Here is a 26,374-nt window from a genome sequence, read left to right as displayed (position 1 = left end):
GGATTAATTTTTCTTGAGAAAAATTAGTCCGATTTTCAAGCCGTATACCATTCCTCTATACTTTATTTCTTTGAATAGCAGTTAATTTTGTAGGCAGCTTTTTACCAGCTGTCTGACTGGGAAAAGTGGAACTGGCAATCCTTTTAATAATTTGAGTAATTCCTTGCATGACTAAATTGATTACTAGCAAAAACAGCGAGAGCATAAATATATCGTTAAACCGGCCAAAATGCTGAAGCTCTTTTAATTTGGCGGTAATAACCATCGTATTGGCACTTGTTAAGAAAATGACAGCACTGATTGTGACCATCGAATTGAAAAAGTAATACGCGAAGATATCTACAATCGTTACCTTTGAATTCGGGATCAGAATTCGCCAAACTGTTTTTAACCAGCTATCTCCCATCAACTTGGCAGTGTTCTCCCAGTTCAAGTTCATCTTTTGCAGTGCCTCTTTCGCCATCTGATACGGTGTTGAAAAATAATGGACGATCGTCACAATCACTAAGATTAGTAATGTATTGTGCAACTGACTGCCACTGAATAGCAATAAGTAAGCCACCCCCAAAACCATCCCGGGAATCGAATTCGTAATGGTGGCGATACTGTCAATTACTTGATTGACCTTATAAAGCTTCCGCTCTCTGGAGGTCAATATCGCCGCCGAATAGGCAATAATTGTCCCAACTCCCGCCGTCAACAAAGCCATCAGCAGTGAATTTTTCAAGGTTAAAATCAAGCTGTCATCTTGGATAAAGCGGGCGAAATTATTGAAGGTTGGGGTCAATTCATAGGGCCAATTGCTCACCATTGGAATAATAATCAAGACCGCGAATACTCCTAAAATGAAAAGAGAGATGCTGATGAAAAGTAGTCGAAAACACCAATCTCTTACCGGATTCTTTTTGATCACTGCCTGTCGTGGACGCTCATAACGCACCACCTTCTTCTGTAAATAGTTCAAAACTAAAATACTGATGATTGACGGCAACAACATCGTTAACGCTACTAAAGACCCAAACTGAAAATCGGGAATGGTTCCCATGAATCCTTCATATAATAATGTCGTGATGAACGGGGTTTGTCCTCCTACCGCGCTGGGAATCCCAAAATCTGTAAAGGACATAAAAAAGCCCTGTAGAAAAGCCACCGCCAACACGCGCGTCAATGGATTCAAGATCGTTATATAAAGCGAACGATACCAGCTATCCCCCATCAGGCGTGAAACAATGAATAGCTGAGTATCTAAATATTTCATCGAATTGTTGATCAAAATGAAGATTGGTGGCAATGTATAAATGATGAATCCCAATAAAATACCGATGGAGCCATAGATATGGAACAGTTCCTGTTGAAAAACTTTGCTCCACAATCCCTGCTTGCCAAAAGCATAAATAAGGACAAATCCGTAAGTAATCGTTGGTAATAGCATCGGAAAATGCAAAACACTTTCATTTACCTTTAAAAATCGCCGATTGATTCGAGTAAAATTATTTCCATAGGCCAAGAAAAAGCCTAAAATTGTTGAACAGCTCGTAGCCGCTAAAGAATATTTCAAGCTGCTCCCGTCGGATCGTGGGAAAGCTGTTAACACGATTTGAATGATCGGATAAGCTAAAAATAAAAAGAAGAAGATCAGCACACTCCAGCTAATCACTCGTTTCAATGAAAAAGCCGCTCTCATGAGGCCACCATATTGACTGATTGCTGAAAGATTTGCTGAATGTTCTGTTGCTTGATTGCCAACTGATTGACAATAAACTCCTCAACAAAATGACAGGAAGCCTGACTCATAATTTCGATTGGTGAACTGCATTGAGCAATTTTCCCTTCATCTAAAACAACGATCTTGTCTGACATCGTCAAGGCCTCTTCCGGATCGTGCGTAACAATGATGATCGTCAAATGCAGCTTACGGGCAATTTCTTGGATTTTTTCTTTGATTGATTCCTTGATTACTCCATCCAAGGCACTCAACGGCTCATCCAACAAAAGCAGCTGCGGCTTCATCACTAATGTTCGGCCAAGTGCAACCCGCTGCTTTTGTCCGCCTGACAATTGATGAATTGGTTTTTCTAGGTGCTTTTCCAGATTCAACAATTGAATCAGCTCGTCTACCTCCGCTTTGGTGGAGCACTCTTTTTTATTGCGTAGTCCGTAGGTCAAATTTTGATAAGCCGTCAAATTAGGAAACAAGGCATAATCCTGAAAAACAATATTAAAAGGACGTTTTTCCATCAATGTATGGGTGATCTTCTGATTATTGAAGAAAATTTCTCCCCCACTTGGCTCATCCAATCCTAAAATCAGATTTAATAGCGTCGTTTTTCCTGAACCTGATTGTCCCAGGATTGAAACGATCTCACCAGACTCAATTTCTAAATTGATCCCGTCCAGTACTGTCGTCTCCTGAAATTTTTTCGTGATATTCTCGAGTTTTAGCACCTGATCCACTCCTTCTTTCGTTTACCATTCTTTTATGCTCTTAGGCGATTTTCTAGCGAGTTTAACTTTTGCTTGCTCATTGTGAGCTGACTTTCTCTAATAAAAAGTATAGCGAAGGAGTGTAAAGGCACCGTCAAGTTCCTGCAAAGATAAAATAAAGATTGTTGTTTTTATGTAAAGAACGTAAATTTTCGTGCATAAACAACAGAAAATTACATCTGCCACTACTTAAATAGAGAAGGAAATTATTTACAGCCCAAAAACGTTGCACCCGCAACGTTTTTCTTCTATACTGTACTGTGCTTGTTTACACGCGAATTCGTAACTACCAAGGAGGAATAATTAGGTGGATTCTTTTGTAAAAATGATCAATCGTATTGCGCGGCTTTCTGCTTTGTATCGCGAAAAAGAATTTAAGAAATTAGATTTAGGGGAAATGCATCACGCCTACATCTTAAGTATTTGTGACGAGCCGGGAATTTCACAAGAAGCCTTGGCCTGCAAAATCTTTATCAATAAAAGCAATGTCGCTCGCCAATTGGCACAACTGGAGCAAAAAGGCTTCATTACGAGACAAAACGATGAGAAAGACGCACGTCGTTTACGAATCTTCCCCACAGATAAAGCTTTGGCAATCGAAGCAGAAATCCGTTCGATCCTAGCAGACTGGAATCAAAAGCTGTTAGCGGAGATTCCGACTGAACAGCAACAGAACTTATTATCCGAATTGCAAACGATCGTAGAGAAAGCCGAAACAGAAATGTGTAAAAAGGAGTAAACATGAAATTAATTCTTAACTATCTAAAACCTTATCGTTCCCGTGTTACAGTAGGTGTTATCATCAAATTTTTGGGGACCATGATGGAATTGGTTCTTCCGTGGAATTTGGCCTATATTCTAGATCATGTGATTCCGCAAAAAGACCCAAAGAAAATTCTCTTTTGGGGCGGTGTCATGTTGGCAGCTTCCGCTTTTTCCTTATGGGCGAATATCGTCGCTAACCGCATGGTCTCACGAATCGCAAAAGATACGACAAAAAATATTCGCGGCGATCTATTTCAAAAAATCACCTATCTAGACACGACCCAGATTGAAGATGTGGGGGTCTCTTCATTAGTTTCACGTGTAACATCGGACACCTACAATATTCATTTGACCCTTGGTGTTATGCTGCGTATGGGAATTCGCGCGCCGATCCTTTTGGCCGGAGGAATCTTGATTACTACTACCTTAGATCCGATTTTGACTTTAGTTTTAGTGGCAGTGATGCCGATCATCTTTGTAATGGTGACGCATATCTCGAAAAAGGGCGTGCCCTTATTTGGAAAATTGCAAAAGCAAGTTGATCAACTTGTGTTGACGGTGCGGGAAAATGTAACAGGCTCTCGCGTGATTAAAGCTTTATCAAAAGAAGCCTACGAACGCCAGCGCTTTGAAAACGTCAATCAATCGTTGGTCAATGCGGAAACAACCGCCAATGTAACGTTGGCTGCTTCTCCAGCTTTGTTAGATCTATTTTTAAACTTAGGTTTGACCCTTGTGATTGTCGTTAGCGCCTATCGTGTAAATGCCGGACTGACTCAGCCAGGAGTGATCGTTGCCTTCTTGACCTATTTCACGATTATCCTGAACGCGATGCTTTCTATCACCCGCATCTTTGTCCTGTATTCCCGTGGTCTGGCTTCAGCGAATCGGATCAATGAAGTCTTACGGAAAAATCCTTCATTAGTACCAGGATCATTGAATCAAAGAAAAGCTGCTTCTACTAAACTGGTCTTTGATGATGTGACTTTTTCTTATCCTGACGGCGGTCATGCGATCGAACACATCAACTTCAGCGTAAATCCTGGTGAAACATTAGGGATTATGGGCGCGACCGGCAGCGGAAAAACCACGATCGCCAGTCTGATTTTACGACTATACGATCGAACTTCCGGTCAGATAGTATTAGACGGACAAGAGATCAAACATTATTCTCTTGATGCACTGCATCAAAAAATCGGTGCTGTCCTGCAAAAGGACGTACTCTTTGCCGATACGATTCGAGAAAACATTTTGTTCGGTCGTAACTTTTCAGAAGAGCAACTCCAGCAAGCCATCGATGATGCACAAGCTCGAGAATTTATCGACAAACTTGCTGATGGTCTGGAGCACCGCTTGGAAGCAAAAGGACAAAATCTCAGTGGTGGGCAGAAACAACGCGTGCTCTTGGCTCGTGCTTTGATTGGGCAGCCTGATCTGCTGATCCTAGACGATTCTTCTAGCGCGCTGGATTATCATACCGATGCGAATCTACGAAGGGCTTTGCGAACACATTTCGGTGATACTACCAAGATTTTGATCGCTCAGCGAATCAGTTCGATCCAACATGCGGATAAAATTCTACTATTAAATAAAGGGAAAATGATTGGTTATGGCACTCATGAAGAGTTACTAACTGAAAATCCAACCTATCAAGAAATCTATCAAGGACAGACAGGAGGGCAAGCCATTGAAGAATAAAGGCTCACGCAAAGGTACACTGCTGCGTTTATGGGGATATTTGTATCAATTCAAATGGCTGCTGTTTTTAGCTGTCGTCTTGACGATTGCCAGTAACCTATTTGCTTTAGTCGGTCCCCTATTGTCTGGGTACGCGATTGATGCGATCCAGATTGGCAAAGGCAATGTCGCCTTTCAAAAAGTTTTCTTCTATTGTAGTTGGATGGTAGTTTTCTATGCGGCTTCCGCAATTTTAAGCTACGGGATCAAACGATTGATGATCTTTCTGAGTCAAAAAATCGCGTTTCGTTTACGGAAAGATTTGTTTGAGAAAATCGTTTCGTTGCCCGTTGGTTATTTTGATCAGCACCAAACCGGTGACATCGTCAGTCGGATGAGCTACGATATCGATACGATTAACACTTCATTGGCTAGTGACTCCGTTCAGGTTTTGAGTAGTCTGGTCACGGTTATCGGCTCCTTTGTTATGATGCTAGTGATCTCGCCAGTGATGGTGACGATCTTTTTAGTTACTGTCCCCGCGTCGATTTTACTGACCCGTTACTTAACCAATAAGTTCCAGCCTTTGTTTAGACAACGTTCTGCCAAACTTGGTGAATTAAATGGCCTGACTGAAGAGCTGCTATCCGGTGAACAAACCACCAAGGTCTATCATCAAGAGGAAACAATGATCACCCGCTTTGGCAAGAAGAATGAAGAAGCCATGACTGCTTATTACAATGCAGAATATTACGGCAGTATGACTGGTCCTTCTGTCAACTTCATAAATAATGTTTCATTGTCATTGATCAGTATCTTAGGTGCCTTTTTATTCCTGTTTGGTCACTTAACATTAGGAAAGCTTTCCTCATTTGTATTGTATTCACGAAAATTCTCCGGTCCGATCAATGAATTAGCAAATATTTTCAGTGACCTGCAATCGTCTATTGCCGCGGCTGAACGAATCTTCAAGCTATTAGATGAAGATCCTGAAGTTCAAGACGTAAAAAATGCTCATGTCTTTGAAAAAGTTCATGGAGACGTACGCTTTGACCATGTTTCCTTCGGCTATCAAGCAGATCAACCGGTCATCAAAGATTTATCCTTTGATATTTCTGCCGGCAGCGTTGTCGCCATTGTTGGTCCTACCGGTGCCGGAAAAACCACAATTGTGAATTTGCTGATGCGTTTTTACGATCCGGCTAGCGGTGCGATCTACTTGGATGGACAAAATATCAAAGAAGCAACCCGCAGCAGTCTGCGAAAGCAATATGCGATGGTCCTACAGGATACTTGGCTTTTTACGGGAACGATTTTTGAGAATCTGACCTATGGAAATGTAGATGCCACGTTAGAAGAAGTGATCAAAGCGACAAAAGCCGCTCACATTCACGATTTCATTGCACAACTGCCAAAGGGCTACGACACGGTGATGACCGAAGATGGTTTAGCAATCTCACAAGGACAAAAGCAATTACTGACAATTGCCCGGGCAATGCTTTTGAATGCCGAATTATTGATTCTCGATGAAGCAACGTCGAATGTTGATACACAGACCGAATTGCAGATTCAAGAAGCGATGGGTCGTTTAATGGTGAACAAAACCTCCTTCATCATTGCTCACCGCCTCTCGACCATTCGTGAAGCTGACTTGATCTTAGTCGTCAATGACGGCAATATCGTCGAACAAGGCAATCATGAAGAGCTGCTAGCTAAACAAGGACGCTATTATCAACTGCATCAAGCCCAATTCGAAAATTAAAAAGACTAGAGTCTCCACGATTTTTTCGTGGGTGCTCTAGTCTTATTTTTTATTTTCGGCAATTTGCTGAACCGCCTCTACAAAGCGTTCTGGTTCGTTGATCCAAGGATTGTGGCCGGAGTGTTCAAACCAAATGATTTCCTTGTTGGGAGCGTCCAATTTTTGATAGTAATCTTCAGTTAAGCTAAGTGGCGCATTGATATCGTGCTTCCCTAGTAGAAAATAGACGGGAACATCTAATGTTGAGTACTCCTTCCGCAAATCTACATTGTACAGTTGCGGATACACATGATTGAAGGTTTGCAGAATGCCTCGCAGATAATTGACCTTATCCAAGATGCCATACTCTTTCGCCGCAAGATCCCGCATCGTTTGGAAGCCGCCATTTTGAATCTCAGGATTTCCTGCCATCTTTTGACTGAGATAGTTGAGATAGGTCGCGCTTTTGGTGGTAACAGAATTTCCGTAATAAGGCGGTTCGCCATTTTTTCTTAGCGTATCCACGACCTTTTGATCTCCATTCTCTTTTGCCAGCTTCATCGCCAGCGCGTAATCGATTTTCTCCGTTTCTTCAAATGCTACCATTTGTCCGGTGCCTATAAAGGCATGGTAAAGCTCCGGTTGTTCTTTTGCCATAAAAATTCCTAGTGCACTCCCCCACGATTCTCCTAGCAGATAAAGCTTTTCCTGTTTGAACTCTTTTAACAACGAACGAACCAAAGCCGTTCCATCTTCAACGTAAATTTCAGGGGTCAAATTTTTCCGCGGAATCGCTGAGTAGGCTTTTCCCGAACCAGGCTGTTCCCAGTTAACTACGATAAAATCCTTTTCTAATTTTGCAAGTTCATAACGTGTCGCTGCCAGCTGTGATCCCCCCGGACCGCCCGCTAAAAATAGAAGTACTGGCTTGCTGCGGTTTTCACCACGAATGCTGATCCATTCCTTACGCCCATTCAATTCAACCTTCCGCAACTCTGCAATACTATTCTCCTTAGCGATTTTCGGTGTCGCTGCCGTCAGCTGAGTGAACATTATTAAGACAATTCCTAAAACCAGAACTATCAACATCCCTAACAAACTTCTTCTCACTCCTTTTGTTGCAAATAGGACCTGTCTTCCGCGAAATCGATTAAACAAATAAAGCACCCCTTTGATCAGTAATCCTACACTGAACAAAACAAGTACCAACATACTGATGATAAATACACCTAACACTAACAAAATAACCCCTCCTTTGTTTTTGACCATCGTTCAACAATTTCATCATAACAACTTTTTGAACGATGGTCAACTTAATATGCTATACTATTTTTGGAGGTCGATGTGATGAGTAAACGAGAGTTAATTTTAGATGCCTTGCAGGAACTGCTTTACGAAGGAACTGCCGGTACTGCTTCTGTTCAGGATATTGCGAAAAAAGCGGGGATCGCTAAAGGCGGGCTCTATTATTATTTTAAGAGTAAAGAAGAAGTCTTAGATGCCCTAGTTGAACGGCAATACAATCATGTGATTGAAACTTGTCGGACAAAATTAGCCGCTGTCGAGGCTTCAGCTTTAGAAAAAATAAAGCTCTTACTGTATTTTTATCGCAACACCGCTGTCGATCAAACAGTTGATAGTGCGTTGCACGAACCGCAAAATGCCGCAATCCATCAGAAATCAATGGCCTTTATCATGGGACGTCTGGCGCCAATCGTTGGTGAAATTTTGCAGCAAGGAGTCGAAGAAAACGTCTTTGTCTGTGAACACCCCGAACAGCTAGCGGAAATTTTACTGTCGCCGATTATTTTTTTACTCGATCCCGGGTTATTTACTTGGACCGATCAAGAAGTACAAATGAAGCTAACGGCTTTAGCACGAATGCTAGAGGCTAGTCTTCAGGCTCCGATCAATTCATTTGCTTTTTTGTATGAGAATTGGACAACTCAGCGGTTAAATAAAAAAAGTTGAAGGCAGTTCAGAATTATCTGCCTTCAACTTCTTAACTATTCAACATGTTTTCAACCATTTCTTTTCCGAGAAAGGTCTTCTCACCTAGTTCCTCCACAGTCATTCCATCAGCAGCCAAGCGCTTCACCATGACCGTCAGATCTTCTCCGACTTGGATTACATGCTTATCTGGATCATAAAAGCACGCAACCTTTTGCCCCCACTCCATCGTAGCGATGTCTCGTAAAAAATCTAACTCTTCTTCCTTTGTCCGCTCGATAAACCCATCAAAGTCCTTCGTTTCAAAATAGAACTCTACCGTATTATTCTGATAGTTGAATGACTCTTTCTCACAGCCGGTAAATCGAATCCACGATTCCTCCGTTTGTAATGACAAGCCGCCATTGAAGGTCACATTCTCGCCAAAATCAGAAACGATATCCACTTCTAAAAACTTACGATAGAATGCTTTTGACCGCTCCATATCCTTCACTACCAGCATAGGTCCCCGATATTCCATCACATTCCTCCATCCTTTTAAACCGTTTACATTATTGTATACTATATCACAAAAGACCAACTTACTGCTTCTGTATAAACAAAAAATCTTGAAGCTTTTACAGCTACAAGATTTCAGACTGTAGACAAAAGACGTCTCGAACTCGTAATTTGAGTTTGAGACGTCTTTTTATCTGATTTCTTTCGAAATTTTGAACAAAAAAATAAAGGCTCCTTGCCTTTCCATAGCCAGGTGGCTAATTTCTTTAAATTCATTGCAGCAAACACTAGCATCGTATGCGTCGCGACTTTTTCCAAGCCTCGATACTTGGTCCAACGCATCCCATGCTTTTCTTTTGCATCCGCAAATATTCGTTCAATCGTTTGTTTCCGTTTTTTGTAAATTGATTTATTCAGATCCGTTAGGCGAAGATGTTCCACTTCATCCATCAGATCTCCCCAAACATGTCTCGTGATGACTCGTTGATGATTTTTACTTTTGGTACATTGGTTTAGCAGAGGACAGTTCACACATTCTTTTGGATTGGATTTGTATTCTCGGTACCCTTCTCGATTAACCGTTGAAAAAGCGAGCATTTGATCTTGCGGACAAATGTAACAATCATAATACTCGTCATAGAGAAACTCGTTTTTTGATAATAACCCCTTTTTCCCTTTGGGCCTTGAATAAGGCAAACAAGGTCGAAGGTTCAAATGAGTCAAAAAGTGAACAAACTTAGGTGTCTTATACCCAGCATCAGCGACAACACAGTTGATTTCAGGAAAAAGTCTCTTCGATTGTTTGACGAGCTGAAAGGCGACTTGACTGTCATGAATATTTCCAGGAGTGATGATTGTGCTAAGAATAAATCCGTTGTCGTCGCATGAAGTATGGGCAGAATAAGCAAATTGTTTTTCTCGTTCGCCTTTGACGTAGTAGCCGCTTTCCGGATCAGCCTTACTTATTTTTCTTTCTTTCAGCTTCACTTCCTTTTCTAAGTCCAAAGTAAAAGGGCGTTTTCCGGCCTCTATTCGTTGACGATTGATCTCATCTTCTAATTCATCCTGATAGGCTTTCGCTTCATCATGGGTCATTTCTTTCGTAAACTTATGTTTATTGGCGTTAGCTTTGATGTGGGTAGAATCAAGATACAAATTATCCTCTGTTACAAAACCTGCTTTAACTGCTTGTTCTAAAATATAGGCAAAAATATCCTCAAACACCGTCGTTTCTCTAAATCGGCGGACATAATTCTTTCCAAAAGTTGAGAAATGGGGGATTTTCTCCTCGAAGGAATAGCCTAAAAACCAGCGGTAAGCGACATTGGTATCGACTTCCTTAATGGTTTGTCGCATGGAACGGATACCGAATAAATACTGAATAAACACCAATTTGATCAGAATCACTGGATCGATACTTGGGCGACCTAAATCGGAGTAAGTGGCTTCGACGATTGGATAAATAAATTCAAAATCAAGCGCGGCATCAATCTTTCGAACGAGATGATCTTGAGGAACTAGATCATCAATCGTAAGCATCGCAAATTGATTTCTACCATTCGTATTGTTTTTAGACATCATAACTATCACTCCTTGCATTCGTTTTCATAAATCTATTATAAAAGAAAAGACTGTAGACATCATCCATAAAATGGACTTTGTCTACAGTCTGAAATCTTGAAGCTTTTACAGCTACAAGATTTTTATCGTTAGTTTACTTCTGCATAACTAAGCTTTTTACCGGTCATTTCTTCATAATCCTTAACCATGATCTCCCAAGCTTTAGCGATATCTTCGTCTAAACCAAAGAGTCCGCTGCGACCTACGATGTAAATATCTGGTCCGGCTGCATCAATCCGTTTGAAGGATTTACGGTTGGAGGAACCATCCATTTCGATCACGTAATCGTACCCTTTTTCTTCACGCAATTCGCGGAGCGCCACGATCTTATCCAAGGTGCTTTCAATAAACCGTTGGCCAGCAAAGCCCGGATCGATCGTCATAATCGTAACCTTATCAACCAGCTCGATATAAGGGAAAATCGTTTCAATCGGTGTTTCAGGATTCAACACGATCCCAGCCTTCAAACCGGCGTCGTGAATTTGATCAATCAAACGAAAGGCTAAACCGTCTAATACCTCCGCATGCATACAGATCCATTCACACTGCAAATCTACTAGCTGCTGTACCCAAAAACTTGGGTCTGTCACCATCAGATGCGCCGACATCGGCAACGTGGTGATTTTCCGCAATTCTTCAATGAACCAAGGAGATAAAGTAATGTTCGGCACATAATGCCCGTCCATGATATCAATATGATAAGAATCTACCTTGTCATTCAAAAAGGTAATCTGTTCTTTAAACTTATCTAAATCCATCGTCATTAGTGATGGGGAGAATTCTACTTTTTTCATGTGTCGCCACTCTTTCCGGACTAAAAGATTTGAATATCTTCTAGATTGATGTCCTCTTCTTCTTTTTCAACCTGCATCGCTGCATCTTCTTCTGTCACATTTTTCTTGATTACGGCTAAGACAACTGCTGTTACGACCACGTTTACTAAAATCGCGATCACACCTGCCCATGGTCTCGACATCGTTGGAATCATCAGCACACCACCAAACGGAACGGTCGCATCTGCACCTAAGATCATTGTTGTTGCGCCGCCAGCAAAACCACCGATAGCTGTTGCTACGACACCCCGCACGATATCGTTCATAACTAACGGAATGACTCCTTCAACGATATTGATCACACCCATTGGGACCGCTGACTTCAAGGTTTCAACTTCTAATTTCGTGTAGATGTTTTTGCCAAATAATTTTGCGATGAAAAAGGCTAAGCCAAATCCAATTGGTGTTGCTGTATTCACTAACTGTAAAGCAGTAATCGGACCGTTCAATCCTTCTGCCTGCATCGTTAATACAAAAGCGAAAACCGTTTTGTTGATCGGACCGCCATAGTCAACACCGCTTAACAGACCGATCACACCGCCAAATACTAATAACGAAGAATTGCCTAAACCATCCAAGAAGTTTGTTAATAATGATGTTAATGCCGCAATTGGTGCCCCAATAATATAGACCATGATCAACCCGCCGATGATTGAGGTTAAGAATGGAATGATCAGCGTTGGCATTAACCCTTTTGCCCAATTTGGTAATTTCACATATTTTAAAATTGCTAATACTAGATAACCTGCTAAGTAACCACCTAAGATTCCGCCGATAAAACCAGCACCGATGGCATTTGCGGTCAAACCAATGATGAATCCGGGAGCGATCCCTGGTTTGCCGCCGATTGAATAGGAGATACCCGTCGCAATCACGACTGGCAATAAGCCTAAGCCTTTACCACCCATCGTTGCTAAGGCATCCCAAATTGTAAATTTCCCTTGAACCAATGCATCCTGACTTGAACCGCCAAAGGCCATTCCGATGGCGATCAAGAAGCCGGCACCACAGACGATCGGAATCAAATAAGAGATCGCCGTCAATAAGTGCCCTTTAAGATTTAACTCTTTAATTTTTTTCATTTTTCTTCCTCCATTTAACTAAGCGAATGCTTCAACAACATCTTCTGGCTTTTTCGCCTGCAACAGATTGCCCACCACTTCATCGTTGCCCAGCTTTCTGGCAAACAGTGACAATAATTTCAAATGATTGGTCGCGCCATCATTGTCATTACCTACCGCAAAAAGAATGATCCCTTTCACGCCTTTGCCATCTAAACTTTCCCAAGGAATTTCCTCTTGATTGATCCCGATCGCCACGCCGATCTTGTTGACATAGGCGCTTTTTCCATGAGGGATCGCGATATAATTTCCAATACCCGTTTGGCCTTCCGCCTCTCGCGCGTAAATGTCTTTGATAAATCCTTCTACTTCAGAGATATAGCCATTCCTCAGTAACTGATTCGCTAGATCGTTCAAGGCATCATCCTTGGTCTTAGCGGTCATATTGGTTTTGACGATGTCTAAATCCACAATGTCCTTTACTTCCATCTAAATTCCCCCTAAACCTTTTGAGCAACAACCTCTTGGGCTTTTTCAATCAATTTATTTGGTGACTTAACGGCGATTTCTGTCGGTACTTGAATGATTCGTTTGCCGTCAAAACGTTCTCTGCCGGAAATCTTTACATCGATTGCCAAGATTACGATATCCGCTTGATCAATCTCTTCTTGGGTTAATTCATTTTCGATCCCAATCGTACCTTGCGTCTCTACTTTCATTTCACAACCCGCTTTTTTCGCGGCATTTTCTAATTTTTCTTGTGCAATGTAGGTATGGGCAATCCCCACTGTACATGCTGCTACTCCAACGATTTTCATCATTTATTCCTCCTATAAAATATGGTAAATTGCCGTTTCATTTTCAAGTCTTAGTAATTGTTCAATAAAATCATCGTCTGCTAAGCGCCGTGTGAATTGGGCAATTTTCTTCTTCATTTCTTGGCTCTCATTGCTCTTCAATAGAATAGTAATTATCAGCTGGACTGCTGATGTCTTCTCGTCAAAATCAATCGGTTCTGCTAAACGGATCAGTAGGACCTGACTTTGTTTGATCTTCGGGCTTTCTAAATGCGGCAAGATTACATGCTCCGCGATCATCGTATTCCCGACTTTTTCCCGCTGCTGCAACAGATCAATCAATTCTTCCAAATCAGCCGGATTAGCGAACTCCGCAATAAAACGTTGCACATGTGCTTTGTCTTTAAATGGCTGGTCCAAGAAAACTTGGAAAAAATTATCGTTCATCATAAATCGCCTCGATTTTCTTTTGTAGTCGGGTTTGATCATCTCGTGTGAACATCGCACTGACTAACAAGGATGGGATAGGGATCATATCGCTGACACTGATCGTGGTTAAAATCAAATCGACGCCTGGATATTTTTCCGTAAAATGCTTTGCATCCCTTGAAGCTATGACATCAACAATCTCCAACTCAGGAAATTTCTTTTCGATCTTGACTCGCAGCAGCTCTGAAGTACCGACACCTGTCGTACACATGATCACCGTACGAATTGGTAATTGGTTCGTTTCAATGATTCGTGCGAAATACAAAGTGATAAAGCCATTCTCGTCTTCGTTGATCTTCGGCAGTTCAAAACACTGACTCACCTCATCTGAAACATCACTGACATCTGAAAAGATGGTTTCATAGGTCATTTTAATCTGATCCAACAGACTATTTTTTACATGAATCCCATGTTCCAAGCGATTAAGCATAGGCTTGATGTGATTCGCTAAATCAAGAAAGATCGAATCGCCTTTCGCCGAGATATTCAGCCGCTGACTCATGCTATCCAGATAAGTATTGGTGATTTCCACGACCTTTGAAGAAAATTTTGTTACTTTACTTAACGATCCTTGCATCCGCGATGAAGCTAAGTATTGATAAAGATAATAAACCTCTGATTCTGGCAGCTCGTTGTGCAAATACTTTTCAACATTTTTAATCGCGGACTTAGCGACCTGATAAAGCGCCTTGTCTTGCTCTAAACGTTCCTGCTCCTTTTTAGAAAGCGGACTCATTTCTTCGTTCGGAAGCCTATGTACCTTGCGCAAACGGCTGATTAAAATATATAAATGAGAAAAAATATTGACATTATAGGGATACGGGATCGTCAATTGCAATTGCTTTTCAATCAACTTCAGCTGGTCTAAAATAAACAGCACGTCATAATTATTGAAGTTCAGTTCTGAATGATTCTTTAAATCATCGATTTCAATGATATTGTGCACCTGAATCAAATCAGCAATCGCTCGCCGCAGATTCGCCTCTTTCCCTAAAATTGCCAACGTCCGCTGCTTGCGTTCCAATTTCAACTCGTAACGCTGCAGGTGTTCAGCGATCACTTGCTCATCACTGAAAATGACGGACTCGCCAACATAATAGTCTTCAAACAGGTCGTAAACATTTTTCGCATTCGGCGATGATAGCAGTAGTTCCTCCATCACACGATTTCTACGCTCCTGCGGAGAATATTGACTGCGCTGACTGGGTTGAATGTTTGCTAGGCTGATATATTTTTCGTAGTTTAATTTGTAGCCTCGCCCCTTTTCTGACTGGATCAGTCCCTCGCCATGTGTTTCGTTGATTTTTTTAATTAGGCGATAAATTGTTTTTTGCGAAGTTTCTAGATGCTCCGCCAATTCCTCGGACGTGATATAATCATGTCGTTTCGTTAGAAGTAGTAACAGCCGTTGTTCACGATTTTTCTTTGCTCCCATGGCTATCAACCTCCCCTTCTTGTTTTTATCATAACCTGTCAGAAAGAAAACGCTTCACTCGTTTTTGACCGTTGCAACGGACAAAAAATAAAGCGTCTCACGTTTATTATAGTCAGGAAGCACTCCTAAAGCAGAAAATATTCGAATCCTTCACAAAAATTATCCGCGTTCGTCCGCATATCCAGCAAAAAGGCTTCACGGATTCTTTTTAAAGCCAGACTCGCAGTAGTATCCTAGTTAAAGGCTAGCGAAAAAAAAACGTGAGGAATCCCCTCACGTTTTCTTCAATCCTATTCACTTACCAGCCACCAGAAGCGCCCCCGCCGCCGGATGAACCGCCGCCGAAGGACCCCCATGAGGAGCCACCACCTGATCCGCTATTATTATTATCGGACCAATTATCAGAGTTATAATTCGATGCTAGATAAGCCGTTGTCAGGATATCGCCGTTACCAGAGTATAACGTATCGCCGATTAATATCCGACCGAACATTTTCTTTTCTGCAGAAGGATTTCGCAACAACCTTCCTTGAACAATCGCACGATTGACACCTTTTACTGACATTCCAATCAGCAAACCGCTTAATAAAATGTGGTAGAGTTCCGTGTGTTTAACGACCCGTTGCATCTCATCGTCACCAGTAATCGAAGTAGTTTCCGATTGATATTTTTTATAGTTTTCTTTGAGAAAAACACGAGCCCTCAATAAATTTACTACTAATAATAGACTGACAAAGACCAGCAAGCCTAAAATTACTACTCCTGTCCAGTGGAAGAACATCAATTTTGTCCGCTGACTTTCGACGTTTTTAATTTGCGAATCCACTAAAGCCGTCTTCGTATTCATAATTCCGAATACTTCATCCACAACCTGGCTGACCCCTGTATCGTAATCCTCATCCTTGAAGGCATCCACTACATCATCATTATTAATAATGTCATCGGCTTTACCATCAGGAATCAGACCTTCTAAACCATAGCCAACTTCTAAACGAAATTCTCGCTCGTCCAAGGCGATTAAATATAAAACACCATTGTCTTCATTCCTATCTCCAATACCTAATTGGTTGAAGATCTTATTGGCATACGATTCAATATCTTCCCCACGAGGCAATTCCGGGATTGTAACCACTTCTAATTGCGCACCATTGGTACTTGCTGCTAATTGTTTGTTTAGTTGATAAATTTTTTCCTTCATTTTCTGACTCAGCATATTAGCGTTGTCAGAAACAAAGATATTGTTCTTATTAATGGTCAAATGACCATCCGTTTCTTCAATTGCCACATCATAGTTGTTGGCTTTCTTCGGATATTCTTTCAAGTTAGCCAAATTATCATTTAGAGCTGTTTTGAAAGATTTGTTAACTGTCACTTTTTTACCAGACAAAATGTCTTCTCGTTCCTGATTCAACTTCGTCAATTGCTGATCGTAGGCCGCCTTTTTATCTCCATAGCCATTGTTCGTAAAGAGATTAAACAAGCCAAACCCGCTGACTAGCAATACAACAATTAAAATTAGGGAAAAGACCCCATTACGTTTACGTACCTTGCGATAGTTCTCAACAACCTCCTGATGGAGCCGTTCCCCTGAAGCACGCTGTTCCCTCTTCATTTTTTCTCACCCATTCTTATTCAAAACTGACGTCTGGGACTTCTTTCGCACCTTCATCAGCCTTAAAGTTCGCCTTTTTATCAAATCCTAATACCTTCGCTGCCATATTTCTAGGGAATCGAACCAAGCTTTGGTTATAGTCATTGACTTGTTCGATATAGTTTTTCCGTTCAACAGAGATTCGATTTTCTGTACCTTCTAGCTGGACCATCAAGGTTTTTACATTTTCATTAGAAGCTAGTGTTGGATAACTTTCTTGAATCACGTTCACCATCGTACCTAAGCTTTGATCAATTTGATTGTTTGCGTCATTTTTTTCCGATGGTGTCTTGGCATTGTTGTATGCCTTCCGAGCATCTGTAATTTCTTTAACGATCTTTTCTTCATGGTTCATACTACCTTTGACACTGTTTACTAAATTGGGAATCAAATCTGCCCGGCGTTGCATCACATTTTCCACCTGCGACCATTTTGCATCCACATCGTTTTCTGCTGAAGCCAATGAGTTATATGTCGTTACCAAGTATGCTCCGATTGCCAGAGCGATCACGACAATCCCAACAATGATACCTGAACCTCTTCGTTTCATTTTTATCCCAACCTTTTTCTGATTTATTTGTTATTTGTGATTGAGCTAATTATAGCATTCGGGTAGGGGCGCGCCTCAGACTTTCGACTGATTTTTTAGCTCAACGGTTGACAAAAAATCCTCCCGATTTTTTCCTTCATATATAGTACGAGAAAAAGTATTTAAGCTTTTTCTTTAAAGCCTTCGAAAGCGTTTGATTTTTAGTTAAGATAAACTGGTCGTGCTTCGATATACCCTCGATAACCCTGCGGTTCTAATTGAATCCGTGGTCCCTCTTTTTCTGCCCACTGACAATTATTTATACTAGGATCATATGTATCGATCTGCTCCATCACTGCTTCAATTGCTTCATCAAAACGTACTTCATCATACGGATCACCTTGAAATAGCAGCATCGTACAAGCAGACAGTTCAATTACATCAAAGTCCTCTGGAATAAGCCCTTGATAATCAACTGGAACCTCTACACCCTGAGCATAGACAGATGTTTCTTCCGTTCGCATCCTTTCCGGTAACCAAAGTCCTACTGGTTCATACAATGCTTCCTTGATACTGGCAAGAATCCCCCAGACATCACAACCGACTTCCTGTGCATATTCGATATAGGTTTTAGCTTTCTTGCCCCGCAATAAAATCAGCTTACGAGCGGGAAACTCAATGAGTCGAACATGTAGATTCTTCGATAATGGCGGTAAATCACTGCGTTCCTCGCCCATTAAATAGTAGCTTTCCACAGGATATGGGGTAAATAACGGGATTGGCGGTGTCTTCTTTTGATATGCCTTCGGAGTAACACCGAACTGTTTACGAAAAGCTCGTGTAAAGCCTTCATGAGAATCAAAGACAAAATCCAAAGCAACATCCACCACTCGCAGATCCTCATCACGCAAAACCAAAGCCGCCTTGGATAACCGCAGCTTGCGAATGTATTCAAACGGTGATTTATCCGTGTATTCCTTAAACATTTTAGCACAATGCCATGGCGAATAGCCGGCCTGTTGAGCCAAAGCATGTAGCGTGATCTCTTCGTCTAAATGTTTTTCAATAAATGTCTGCATGCGAGTAACCGCCGCAGTATGCTCCAAGTTTGCCATAATACCTCCTAATAGCTTTCAAATAATTCGACAAGTGCACAAGGAAGGTCAAGAAATCCTCCCGCTGCTCTCCTATACTTATGGTATCAACTAAAGATATCTCAGTCCAACTTTTCCCAGTTTAATTAATGTAAAAAGAACGGCAGGTGAATCGAGATGGCATTACGGTCAAACGGTATAGTTGGATGACATTCGGCTTGACAATCAGACTTATTTTTCTGGAAGAAAAATAAATACTTTAAAAAGAAAAAGGATCTCAGTCCAACTTTTCCCAGTTTAATTAATGCAAAAGGAATGGCAGGTGAATCGAGATGGCATTACGGTCAAACGGTATAGTTGGATGACATTCGGCTTGACAATCAGATTTATTTTTCTGGAAGAAAAATAAATACTTTAAAAGGAAAAAGGAGTGTTACAAAATGGAATTTATCAAAAACAGCTTAGTACGTCACATGGAAAAATTATGTCAGGAAATCGGTCCTCGAGCGACAGGATCGGCAGGAAATAAAGCAGCAGTTGACTACGCAGCGGAGACGTTTCGTTCTTTAGGCTATGAGGTTCGATTGCAGGAGTTTCCTTGTATGGATTGGCGAAATGATGGTGCAGAACTAATTGTTGATGGTCAAACAGTGGAAGTAGCGGCTGCGGAATATGCGATGCCTTGTAATGTCAGCGGCGAGTTGGTTTGTGTCCAAACGATCCAGGAATTAGCAGCAGCAGATTTAACCAATAAGATTTGTGTTATGTATGGCGAGCTTTGCAAAGAATCGATCATGCCTAAAAGTATGGTCTTTTGGAATCCCGAAGAGCACCAAGCAATTATTCGGGAATTAGAACAAAAACAGCCATTAGCCGTGATTACAGTGAGTTTTCTTGAGGATGTTCCAGTCCCGATTATCCAAGATGGCGACTTCAATGTTCCATGTGGAACAGTCAAAGGTGCTCTTTTATCTTCGCTGTTAAATAGAAAAACCGCTACCTTACGTCTGATGACAGAGCGTAAACCAGCCACTGCCGCAAATGTGATTGCCACTTTCGGCAAAGGAAAAAAGCTTGCTTACTCTGCTCATATCGACACGAAGCCTACCACATCAGGTGCGTTAGACAACGGTACCGGAGTTTCAGTTCTGCTGACGTTAGCTGAACAATTGATCCAAAATGAATTAGACAATCAACTTGAATTTGTCCTGTTTAATGGTGAAGATTACTATTCAATGCCCGGGGAAATGATCTTTATGGAGCAATCGTTAAACCACCCGGAAGAATATGAATTCGCCATTAACGTAGATGGTGCTGGAATGCAAAACAGTACGGTATCCTACTCACTTTACGAATGTCCAGACCAACTAACCGAACAGTTGGAAAACTTTGCGACTGATTATTCAACCATCGAAAAAGTCGAACCTTGGCCAATGGGCGATCATATGTTATTTGCCGGAGTAGGAATCCCGGCGGTCGCGATCACTTCAACACAAATCTATCTATTGATGGAAGCGGTCATGCATACACCAAAAGATAACTTATCGATCGTCGACTTTCAGCGTTTAGAAGAAACCGTCATTTTCTTGAACAATCTGACCACAGCACAAATGAAGTAACTAAAAAGCAGTCTACCGCTTACCGGTAGGCTGCCTTTTGTGTCTTTCCGATTAATCGGCTCATTAAAAAACTGTAACAATTCTTCTCATTATGAAAGGCCTTGCCGTTCATTTATTGCTGCTTACTCCATTCGTAAATGAATTCCCCACATTTCACAATATCATCAGAAGCGCTGGTTTTTCGTCGGATGAGATAAAAATTCCGCTTGTAGCTTTCGTCCAATCTCTGATGTGGAATTCCTTCTACCGCTCGTTCCGAAACTAATGAACAGCCAAAGCCTTGCTTCAATAAGCCCACAATCACTTCATTATTTTGGATTTCCATGACTGGGCTGTCTATATCCTTTTCCTCCAAAAATCGTTTTGTGTAATAATAGACTCCGGATGTATTTTCTCTCACCAGCCATGGACCCTTTTCTAGATTCCCTGCTAAAACTAACTGATCCTCCATCAATGAAAAACGCTTAATAGTAGGAGCAGACAAAGGCTTCTCGATAAATCCCAGATCTACTGTATGATGCTCTACCGCTTGTAAAACCTCTAAAGAGTTCATCATTTGAACACTAAAACGAATATGTGGAAATTCCTGCTGCAATTGGATTAGAAGCGACGGCAAGACATAAGTGGCAAATGTATGGGAAGCCCCAATCACGCAACGAATAATCTGTTGTTGATTGGTTTGAACAGCTTGATATAAATTTTCCCAATCGTTCATTAAATCAACGGCCCGTTCATATAAAATATCTGCTTGCGGTGTTACTAACACTTCTTTTCTTCCGCTACGGATAAATAATTGTGTTCCAAATTCATTTTCTAATTGCTTGATTTGAGCTGAGACAGTTGGCTGGGAAATAAATAAAATCTCTGATGCTTTAGAAAAGTTTTTCGTCTCATAAACTACTTTGAACGTTTCTAACCATTTGAACATCGCAATCACTTCCATTATTTTTTTCTATTTAAGGTATTATATCAATAAATTATAATAATGGAAGATATCGGTTATAATTTATCATGCAAATGAAATACCAATGAAAATCAATTGATTTTTTATGTAAAAAAAGCTTTTTAATAACAAGAACTATCTAATTTCCAGGTGGTTTCACTTGCCCAATAAGTAGTTACCCTTCAATTTTATAAGAAAGAGGTCAAACGATGTTTACAAATTTTTATGCTAAAACGAAACCGATTTTACCTGGCTTGAGCTTATCTATAGGAGTAGCAATCATTGCAAAACTATTCGCTTTGTTTTTACCTAAGCTTGGTGGTGCCACTTTAGCCATCCTATTAGGAATCATTTTGGGAAATACCTTCTTTAAACAACCGGCTCTAGCCGCTGGGACGAAGTTCTCAGAAAGCAAATTACTAGAATATTCGGTGGTACTGCTTGGGCTCACCGTCACCTTCCAAACGATTGGAGAAATGGGCATCAAAGGATTGATTTTTATCCTGCTAATCATGACTACCGTTATCATCGGTGTTTATTGGATCGGTCGTAAACTTGGGTTTAATGAAAAAATGGCTTTGATGATGGCTGGTGGAAATGCCGTTTGCGGTTCATCAGCGATTGGTGCGATTGCACCGGCGATCGAAGCAAACGATGAGGAAAAAGGTCAAATTATTACCCTTGTTAATTTACTAGGAACAGTAATGATGCTGACGCTGCCCTTTCTGGGAATGTCACTATTCGGAGATGCACTATTAAGTAAAAGTGCACTGCTTGGTGGAACATTACAATCGGTTGGACAGGTTGTAGCAGGGGCAAGCTTGATTAATCCCGAAACAGTGAAATATGCGATGCTTTTCAAAATAACGCGTATCATTTTCTTAGTCGTGGTTGTTTTCCTATTTGAACGCAAAGCCAAACAGGATGACCTAGTAACAGTAAAAGGATCGAAGAAAAAATTTCCGATCCCTTGGTATGTTACTTGCTTTTTAATTTTCTGTGTCCTTAACAGCTTCGTTACTTTGCCCGCTAACTTTGATGAAGGAGCTCATTTTATCAGTACTTGGTTCGAGACGACCGCGTTAGCCGCCATCGGTCTGCGTTTGGATTTTCGAAAATTTCTAAAAGAAGGACCGCGTTTCTTAGTTTACGGCCTTTCTGTTGGTGCTGTTCAAACAGTTGCTGCTTTAGTATTCATTTTTGTTTTGCACATTTGATTTAGAATAACTAACCCGGACACTCATCGTTTTCGCTAGAAAAATGAGTATCCGGGTTCATTTTGATATATTTTTCTCAATCACGTTTACTCAACAACCGCAATAATCTCAACTTCTACCAAAGCATCCTTTGGCAAGTTTGCGACACCCACACAAGAACGACTGGGTTTTTCCTTATCGAAAAAGCTAGCATAAATTTGGTTAAATGCTGCAAAATCAGACATGTTTTTCAAGAAGCAAGTCGTTTTTACTACCTTGTCGTAATCTGCTCCAACAGCCTTCAATACCCCGCCGACATTTCGTAATACTTGATACGTTTGGTCTTCAATCGTTTCTCCGACTAATTCTCCGCTTACTGGATCTAACGCGATCTGACCAGAAGCATACAGCATGCCGTTTACGACTTTTGCTTGGACATATGGTCCAATTGCTTGTGGTGCCTCCGTTGTTTCCACCGTACAAACGGATTTCTCTTGAAAGTTCACTTCTGTTACGTTATTTTCCATTTTCTCCACTCCTTTTTTTTCATTACAATTAACCAACAAATCATTCAATCGAAACAAGACTATTACTCTGCTAAACTGAAAAAAGCATCTCACCGATTGGTGGGATGCTTGGAGAATCCCACTCAACAAATGTCAAACAGGACTTCAAACTGTTTTTCCAAAACAGATTTCAAGTCCTCAGTCTAATAATAATGATCATTTGTCTAGTAGTCGTCGCGTTCATAGAAATTCTCCTTTTAAAATTAAATTTAAATGGCATTTAAATTAATTTATGATTGTAATGATAACGGAGGTTCCATTTATTGTCAATGAGTTTAAAGAATTTTCTGACATTTCCATCTCACATTTTTGTAAGAAGTTTGTTCGCTCAATAAATGGATGAATGGAAAAAATTTCGTTATCCTCTTGTTAAGAAAGAGAGGATTTTTTTATGAATAAAGGGATGAATGGTTTCCAGTTAAAAGTTTTAGGGGTCGTGACCATGGTACTCGATCACATTGCAGAGTTTTTTCTATTTTTAGGAGTGCCCATATGGTTTCATTGGATTGGTCGAATCGCCGCACCAATTTTTCTTTTTGAAAGTTCAGAAGGTTTTGTCCACACCCGTAATCGAAAAAAATATATGTTTCGTTTATTAGCCGGTTTTTGGCTGATGGGAATTATCAATATGATTTTGAATCGCTATTTTGCGGTTGGAGACGCAATTGTTATTAATAATATTTTTGGCACGTTATTCTTAGGTACTGTCTACATGCAAGCATGCGAATATATTAAAGAACGTAAAGTGGCTAAGGGAGTAATTTGGTTCCTTGTTCCAACCCTTTTAAGTGTTTTAGCAATCGGCCTGTTGTCTAGCGGATTACTTGATTCTAAATTCGGCATGCTTTTTTTCCAAGCATTTAATTTACTTGTACCAACACTATTGTTAACTGAAGGCGGAATTCTATTTGTTTTATTAGCAGTTCTATTCTATCTTTTCCACGGCAAGAAATTTTTACAGGTTGCAGCACTTGTTGTCATTGCGTTAGTAACCTTGATTTTCGGTGGCGGTATACAGCATGCGTTTACGATGAATTATCAATGGATGATGATGCTTTCAGCAATTCCAATCATTTTATATAATGGTGAAAAAGGTCGCAGTATGCGGAATTTCTTCTATATTTTCTATCCCGCACACATTGCAATTTTTGCCATTATCAGCTTTTTGATCCAACGCTAAACTTGACCTTCTCCATAAAAAGCTTTAAAATGCTTTTTGTGAATAAATCGTACAGATAACACGTCATGCGTGTCGAGAGAGAGGCGGTTTCTATTAATTTAGAAACCACCTCTCTTTTTGTCAGTTCTGCTTTTTGCAGTTAATAAATACAAGCAGATTCATAACCAAAAGCGTTGAGCAGTTTAGCAGAATGCTATGCGCAATGAAAGAAGTGCCTGCCATTAAAGCTGCTTCTTACTCTGGCAAAATAAATAATGGATACGCCCGAACTTAAAGTTATTTGTCGAATTAAAGTGAGGTTATTATATGAAAGAAAAGAAAATCCATTTATTACTAGCTGTCCTTGCCACTGGGATCATGTCCTTTGCCGGAGTCTTAATCGAAACGGCCATGAATGTGACCTTTCCCACCCTGATCAAGCAGTTCGGAATCTCCACAGGTATGGTGCAGTGGGTCACGACCATCTATCTCTTAGTTATCTCCATTATGGTGCCTTTTTCCAATTATCTATTGAAAAACTTTTCGATTCGAAAATTGTTTATCATCGCGAATCTTTTTTTCATTGCTGGATTAATGACAGATTTGTGGTCTCCTTCTTACAGTATTTTGTTAATTGGACGCTTATTGCAAGGGATTAGTACCGGAATTGCGTTACCCTTGATGTTCCATATTATCTTAAATTTCACCCCTATGCATAAGCGCGGAACGATGATGGGTGTGGGCACACTGACAACGTCCATTGCTCCAGCAATCGGACCAACCTATGGCGGTATTATGACTGCAAGTCTTTCTTGGCATTCGATCTTCTTATTTTTATTACCGATCTTAGTGCTTTCACTAATCATTGGTCTTTATGCCATTCCAGAAATATCTGTCAAAAAAACTGGTGCATTAGATATTGTCAGTCTCATTGGCGTTGCATTGCTATTCAGCGGACTATTGATGTTCTTAAATCAAATTGGAAGTTTAGCGAGTCTACTTTCATTGGCAGTTGGTATCCTTGGCTTATTAATCTTCTATCGGCAAGCGACACGGGGAAAAAATCCATTAGTCCGAATCACTGTTTTGAAAAATAAAGTCTTCGTACTATTTTTGTGCGGTTTTTTAGTTTGTCAGTTCTTATTATTAGGCATTTCCTTTGTCTTGCCGAACTTCGTTCAAATCGTTTTAGGTAAAGACGCCTTTATCGCTGGCCTGGTCATGATGCCTGGTGCGGCTGTTGGTGCAATCTTAGCACCAATCTCTGGGCGTGTCTTGGATTCATTTGGTGCGAAAAAACCAATCTTACTAGGCTTAAGCTTTGCCACTATCGGCTGGATCGCGTTGACACTGTTATTACGTTCGCCATTTTTACTTGGTTTTATTGCAGGCCATGTTTTTTATATGATCGGTATCGGTTTTTCTTACAGTAACCTAATGACCACGGGGATGAATTTACTATCTGAAGATGAGTACGGCGATGGAAATACGTTGTTCAATACCTTGCAGCAATTCTCTGGCGCGGTTGCTACCGCGATGGTTGCGACAATCATCAATTTAGCACAGCAAGCCCAATCGAACTTTATCGCTGCCACCATTACAGGCTCACAAATTTCACTGTTGTTCTTATTGGCTTTATTGCTTGCCGTGTTGATTGCTTGTTTGGTTCATTTTCGTAAAGCAGCCACTCCTGCTTAATGTTAAAGTAACGGGCAAATGTTCAGCTGATACTCGCTAGTTTTTACGTCAAATCCTGCTAGACTTAACTTATCAAGTTTGGAGGGAAACAACATGACATTAGGAACGAATTTCTTCAATGCACGGAAAAAAAGAGGCTTGTCACAAGAAGAAGTCGCAGAAAAACTCGGTGTAAGCAGACAGACGATTTCAAAATGGGAACTGGATGAAACTTTGCCTGATATTAACCAATCGAAGAAATTAGCCGTCACATACAAGGTGTCTTTGGATGAATTGATCGAATTTGATCCGGATCTTAACGATATTAAAGAAGTGATTGCCAAAACGAGTGAAGAAAAACAAGCGAAAGTCGATTGGACGAATGTCTGGGCGGAAAAATACCCTATTTTAGCGACTTATCAAAAAGAAGTCGATTTGAATGATTACATCCCCAAAATAGAAGATATGCTTCTGCTTTTGAAAAAGAATTATGGTTATAACGATCAAGATGCCTTTTTAGTCTTGAAAGATATTCTGGCTCAAATTTGGAAGGATGCAAAGAAGCCGTGACGAGTGTTCGTCACGGTTTT

25 protein-coding genes are annotated in these 26,374 nt (G+C 40.7%); 9 read left to right on the top strand and 16 right to left on the bottom strand.

Going from position 1 to position 26,374, the window contains the following annotated elements; translation table 11 throughout:
- Positions 1-55: 55 nt before the first annotated feature.
- Together AUF14_RS14080 and AUF14_RS14075 are read right to left on the bottom strand one after the other, a co-directional pair.
- On the bottom strand, positions 56-1,657 hold the full coding sequence (locus AUF14_RS14080) for an ABC transporter permease subunit (protein ID WP_227656348.1): 1,602 nt from the start codon (positions 1,655-1,657) through the stop codon (positions 56-58).
- A gap of 23 nt (positions 1,658-1,680) precedes the next feature.
- The gene (locus AUF14_RS14075; RefSeq protein ID WP_016181757.1) at positions 1,681-2,445 is read right to left on the bottom strand and encodes an ABC transporter ATP-binding protein; all 765 of its coding nucleotides are present in this window, start codon (positions 2,443-2,445) and stop codon (positions 1,681-1,683) included.
- Positions 2,446-2,791: 346 nt separating this feature from the next.
- Here AUF14_RS14075 and AUF14_RS14070 point away from each other — a divergent pair, with 346 nt between their 5' ends.
- The 3 genes from AUF14_RS14070 to AUF14_RS14060 are packed head-to-tail and all read left to right on the top strand — an operon-like array spanning position 2,792 to position 6,688.
- Entirely contained in the window at positions 2,792-3,223 is a 432-nt protein-coding gene (locus tag AUF14_RS14070; RefSeq protein ID WP_049219904.1) for a MarR family winged helix-turn-helix transcriptional regulator, read from the top strand.
- A gap of 2 nt (positions 3,224-3,225) precedes the next feature.
- Positions 3,226-4,947 (top strand): ABC transporter ATP-binding protein, encoded by a 1,722-nt coding sequence (locus AUF14_RS14065; protein ID WP_049219905.1) that lies wholly within the window; start codon positions 3,226-3,228, stop codon positions 4,945-4,947.
- Positions 4,937-6,688 (top strand): ABC transporter ATP-binding protein, encoded by a 1,752-nt coding sequence (locus tag AUF14_RS14060; RefSeq protein WP_102866095.1) that lies wholly within the window; start codon positions 4,937-4,939, stop codon positions 6,686-6,688. Before AUF14_RS14065 ends, AUF14_RS14060 begins: the two co-directional genes overlap by 11 nt.
- Before the next feature lie 42 nt (positions 6,689-6,730).
- On the opposite strand, the gene AUF14_RS14055 is transcribed toward AUF14_RS14060, so the two are convergent.
- Positions 6,731-7,903 (bottom strand): alpha/beta fold hydrolase, encoded by a 1,173-nt coding sequence (locus tag AUF14_RS14055; RefSeq protein ID WP_225844370.1) that lies wholly within the window; start codon positions 7,901-7,903, stop codon positions 6,731-6,733.
- Between the two features lie 111 nt (positions 7,904-8,014).
- Between AUF14_RS14055 and AUF14_RS14050 the strand changes: the two genes are divergently transcribed.
- On the top strand, positions 8,015-8,638 hold the full coding sequence (locus AUF14_RS14050; RefSeq protein ID WP_049219908.1) for a TetR/AcrR family transcriptional regulator: 624 nt from the start codon (positions 8,015-8,017) through the stop codon (positions 8,636-8,638).
- Positions 8,639-8,669: 31 nt separating this feature from the next.
- On the opposite strand, the gene AUF14_RS14045 is transcribed toward AUF14_RS14050, so the two are convergent.
- The 11 genes from AUF14_RS14045 to AUF14_RS13995 form a co-directional block, all read right to left on the bottom strand.
- Positions 8,670-9,137 (bottom strand): VOC family protein, encoded by a 468-nt coding sequence (locus AUF14_RS14045; RefSeq protein WP_016181763.1) that lies wholly within the window; start codon positions 9,135-9,137, stop codon positions 8,670-8,672.
- 113 nt (positions 9,138-9,250) lie between these two features.
- The gene (locus AUF14_RS14040) at positions 9,251-10,696 is read right to left on the bottom strand and encodes an IS1182 family transposase (protein ID WP_016181586.1); all 1,446 of its coding nucleotides are present in this window, start codon (positions 10,694-10,696) and stop codon (positions 9,251-9,253) included.
- Between the two features lie 128 nt (positions 10,697-10,824).
- The gene (gene alsE, locus AUF14_RS14035) at positions 10,825-11,529 is read right to left on the bottom strand and encodes a D-allulose 6-phosphate 3-epimerase (RefSeq protein WP_049219909.1); all 705 of its coding nucleotides are present in this window, start codon (positions 11,527-11,529) and stop codon (positions 10,825-10,827) included.
- A gap of 20 nt (positions 11,530-11,549) precedes the next feature.
- Positions 11,550-12,650, bottom strand: coding sequence for a PTS fructose transporter subunit IIC (locus AUF14_RS14030; protein ID WP_048717948.1), 1,101 nt, complete (start codon positions 12,648-12,650; stop codon positions 11,550-11,552).
- 18 nt (positions 12,651-12,668) lie between these two features.
- Positions 12,669-13,118 carry a PTS sugar transporter subunit IIA gene (locus tag AUF14_RS14025; protein ID WP_049219910.1) on the bottom strand — a complete coding sequence of 150 codons (450 nt, stop codon included), beginning with the start codon at positions 13,116-13,118 and terminating at the stop codon, positions 12,669-12,671.
- An 11-nt stretch (positions 13,119-13,129) separates the two neighbouring features.
- Positions 13,130-13,447: a PTS fructose transporter subunit IIB gene (locus AUF14_RS14020; RefSeq protein WP_034877290.1), complete on the bottom strand. Its 318-nt coding sequence runs from the start codon at positions 13,445-13,447 to the stop codon at positions 13,130-13,132.
- A 12-nt stretch (positions 13,448-13,459) separates the two neighbouring features.
- Complete coding sequence (locus AUF14_RS14015) at positions 13,460-13,876, bottom strand: PTS sugar transporter subunit IIA (protein ID WP_049219911.1); 417 nt, start codon at positions 13,874-13,876, stop codon at positions 13,460-13,462.
- Positions 13,863-15,350 (bottom strand): BglG family transcription antiterminator, encoded by a 1,488-nt coding sequence (locus AUF14_RS14010; protein ID WP_049219912.1) that lies wholly within the window; start codon positions 15,348-15,350, stop codon positions 13,863-13,865. The genes AUF14_RS14015 and AUF14_RS14010 overlap by 14 nt, the downstream gene beginning before the upstream one ends.
- Positions 15,351-15,648: 298 nt before the next feature.
- On the bottom strand, positions 15,649-16,962 hold the full coding sequence (locus AUF14_RS14005) for a TPM domain-containing protein (protein ID WP_049219913.1): 1,314 nt from the start codon (positions 16,960-16,962) through the stop codon (positions 15,649-15,651).
- A gap of 16 nt (positions 16,963-16,978) precedes the next feature.
- Positions 16,979-17,551, bottom strand: a complete 573-nt coding sequence (locus AUF14_RS14000) for a LemA family protein (RefSeq protein WP_048717938.1) — start codon at positions 17,549-17,551, stop codon at positions 16,979-16,981.
- Between the two features lie 200 nt (positions 17,552-17,751).
- Positions 17,752-18,645, bottom strand: a complete 894-nt coding sequence (locus AUF14_RS13995) for a helix-turn-helix domain-containing protein (protein WP_049219914.1) — start codon at positions 18,643-18,645, stop codon at positions 17,752-17,754.
- Between the two features lie 419 nt (positions 18,646-19,064).
- On the opposite strand from AUF14_RS13995, the gene AUF14_RS13990 reads away from it, so the two are divergent.
- Positions 19,065-20,243 carry a M28 family metallopeptidase gene (locus AUF14_RS13990; RefSeq protein ID WP_049218325.1) on the top strand — a complete coding sequence of 393 codons (1,179 nt, stop codon included), beginning with the start codon at positions 19,065-19,067 and terminating at the stop codon, positions 20,241-20,243.
- Positions 20,244-20,355: 112 nt separating this feature from the next.
- Here AUF14_RS13990 and AUF14_RS13985 read toward each other — a convergent pair whose 3' ends face one another.
- Complete coding sequence (locus AUF14_RS13985; protein WP_049218327.1) at positions 20,356-21,171, bottom strand: LysR family transcriptional regulator; 816 nt, start codon at positions 21,169-21,171, stop codon at positions 20,356-20,358.
- Positions 21,172-21,395: 224 nt separating this feature from the next.
- Here AUF14_RS13985 and AUF14_RS13980 point away from each other — a divergent pair, with 224 nt between their 5' ends.
- Complete coding sequence (locus AUF14_RS13980; RefSeq protein WP_102866094.1) at positions 21,396-22,403, top strand: YeiH family protein; 1,008 nt, start codon at positions 21,396-21,398, stop codon at positions 22,401-22,403.
- Positions 22,404-22,489: 86 nt separating this feature from the next.
- Here the strand turns inward: AUF14_RS13980 and AUF14_RS13975 are convergent, their stop codons facing one another.
- Positions 22,490-22,909, bottom strand: coding sequence for a RidA family protein (locus AUF14_RS13975; protein WP_049218329.1), 420 nt, complete (start codon positions 22,907-22,909; stop codon positions 22,490-22,492).
- A 430-nt stretch (positions 22,910-23,339) separates the two neighbouring features.
- On the opposite strand from AUF14_RS13975, the gene AUF14_RS13970 reads away from it, so the two are divergent.
- The 3 genes from AUF14_RS13970 to AUF14_RS13960 all read left to right on the top strand — a co-directional run bounded on the left by AUF14_RS13970 (position 23,340) and on the right by AUF14_RS13960 (position 26,354).
- Positions 23,340-24,128, top strand: a complete 789-nt coding sequence (locus AUF14_RS13970; protein ID WP_049219504.1) for a TraX family protein — start codon at positions 23,340-23,342, stop codon at positions 24,126-24,128.
- Positions 24,129-24,434: 306 nt separating this feature from the next.
- The gene (locus tag AUF14_RS13965; protein ID WP_049219505.1) at positions 24,435-25,805 is read left to right on the top strand and encodes an MFS transporter; all 1,371 of its coding nucleotides are present in this window, start codon (positions 24,435-24,437) and stop codon (positions 25,803-25,805) included.
- 93 nt (positions 25,806-25,898) lie between these two features.
- The gene (locus AUF14_RS13960) at positions 25,899-26,354 is read left to right on the top strand and encodes a helix-turn-helix domain-containing protein (RefSeq protein ID WP_049219507.1); all 456 of its coding nucleotides are present in this window, start codon (positions 25,899-25,901) and stop codon (positions 26,352-26,354) included.
- Positions 26,355-26,374 lie beyond the last annotated feature (20 nt).

The sequence above is a fragment of the Enterococcus avium genome, assembly GCF_002891025.1.
Lineage (GTDB): Bacteria > Bacillota > Bacilli > Lactobacillales > Enterococcaceae > Enterococcus_A > Enterococcus_A avium.
Note: the sequence above shows the minus strand (reverse complement) of the source record. Positions and strands in the feature narration are given on the sequence as shown.

What these genes read in the sequence shown, in the direction of transcription:
- AUF14_RS14065 (WP_049219905.1), top strand. Translation starts at nt 3,226, where the DNA reads ATGAAATTAATTCTTAACTATCTAAAACCTTATCGTTCCCGTGTTACA.
- AUF14_RS14050 (WP_049219908.1), top strand. Translation starts at nt 8,015, where the DNA reads ATGAGTAAACGAGAGTTAATTTTAGATGCCTTGCAGGAACTGCTTTAC.
- AUF14_RS14045 (WP_016181763.1), bottom strand. Translation starts at nt 9,137, where the DNA reads ATGGAATATCGGGGACCTATGCTGGTAGTGAAGGATATGGAGCGGTCA.
- AUF14_RS14040 (WP_016181586.1), bottom strand. Translation starts at nt 10,696, where the DNA reads ATGATGTCTAAAAACAATACGAATGGTAGAAATCAATTTGCGATGCTT.
- alsE (WP_049219909.1), bottom strand. Translation starts at nt 11,529, where the DNA reads ATGAAAAAAGTAGAATTCTCCCCATCACTAATGACGATGGATTTAGAT.
- AUF14_RS14030 (WP_048717948.1), bottom strand. Translation starts at nt 12,650, where the DNA reads ATGAAAAAAATTAAAGAGTTAAATCTTAAAGGGCACTTATTGACGGCG.
- AUF14_RS14025 (WP_049219910.1), bottom strand. Translation starts at nt 13,118, where the DNA reads ATGGAAGTAAAGGACATTGTGGATTTAGACATCGTCAAAACCAATATG.
- AUF14_RS14020 (WP_034877290.1), bottom strand. Translation starts at nt 13,447, where the DNA reads ATGAAAATCGTTGGAGTAGCAGCATGTACAGTGGGGATTGCCCATACC.
- AUF14_RS14015 (WP_049219911.1), bottom strand. Translation starts at nt 13,876, where the DNA reads ATGATGAACGATAATTTTTTCCAAGTTTTCTTGGACCAGCCATTTAAA.
- AUF14_RS14010 (WP_049219912.1), bottom strand. Translation starts at nt 15,350, where the DNA reads ATGGGAGCAAAGAAAAATCGTGAACAACGGCTGTTACTACTTCTAACG.
- AUF14_RS14005 (WP_049219913.1), bottom strand. Translation starts at nt 16,962, where the DNA reads ATGAAGAGGGAACAGCGTGCTTCAGGGGAACGGCTCCATCAGGAGGTT.
- AUF14_RS14000 (WP_048717938.1), bottom strand. Translation starts at nt 17,551, where the DNA reads ATGAAACGAAGAGGTTCAGGTATCATTGTTGGGATTGTCGTGATCGCT.
- AUF14_RS13995 (WP_049219914.1), bottom strand. Translation starts at nt 18,645, where the DNA reads ATGGCAAACTTGGAGCATACTGCGGCGGTTACTCGCATGCAGACATTT.
- AUF14_RS13990 (WP_049218325.1), top strand. Translation starts at nt 19,065, where the DNA reads ATGGAATTTATCAAAAACAGCTTAGTACGTCACATGGAAAAATTATGT.
- AUF14_RS13985 (WP_049218327.1), bottom strand. Translation starts at nt 21,171, where the DNA reads ATGTTCAAATGGTTAGAAACGTTCAAAGTAGTTTATGAGACGAAAAAC.
- AUF14_RS13980 (WP_102866094.1), top strand. Translation starts at nt 21,396, where the DNA reads ATGTTTACAAATTTTTATGCTAAAACGAAACCGATTTTACCTGGCTTG.
- AUF14_RS13975 (WP_049218329.1), bottom strand. Translation starts at nt 22,909, where the DNA reads ATGGAAAATAACGTAACAGAAGTGAACTTTCAAGAGAAATCCGTTTGT.
- AUF14_RS13970 (WP_049219504.1), top strand. Translation starts at nt 23,340, where the DNA reads ATGAATAAAGGGATGAATGGTTTCCAGTTAAAAGTTTTAGGGGTCGTG.
- AUF14_RS13965 (WP_049219505.1), top strand. Translation starts at nt 24,435, where the DNA reads ATGAAAGAAAAGAAAATCCATTTATTACTAGCTGTCCTTGCCACTGGG.
- AUF14_RS13960 (WP_049219507.1), top strand. Translation starts at nt 25,899, where the DNA reads ATGACATTAGGAACGAATTTCTTCAATGCACGGAAAAAAAGAGGCTTG.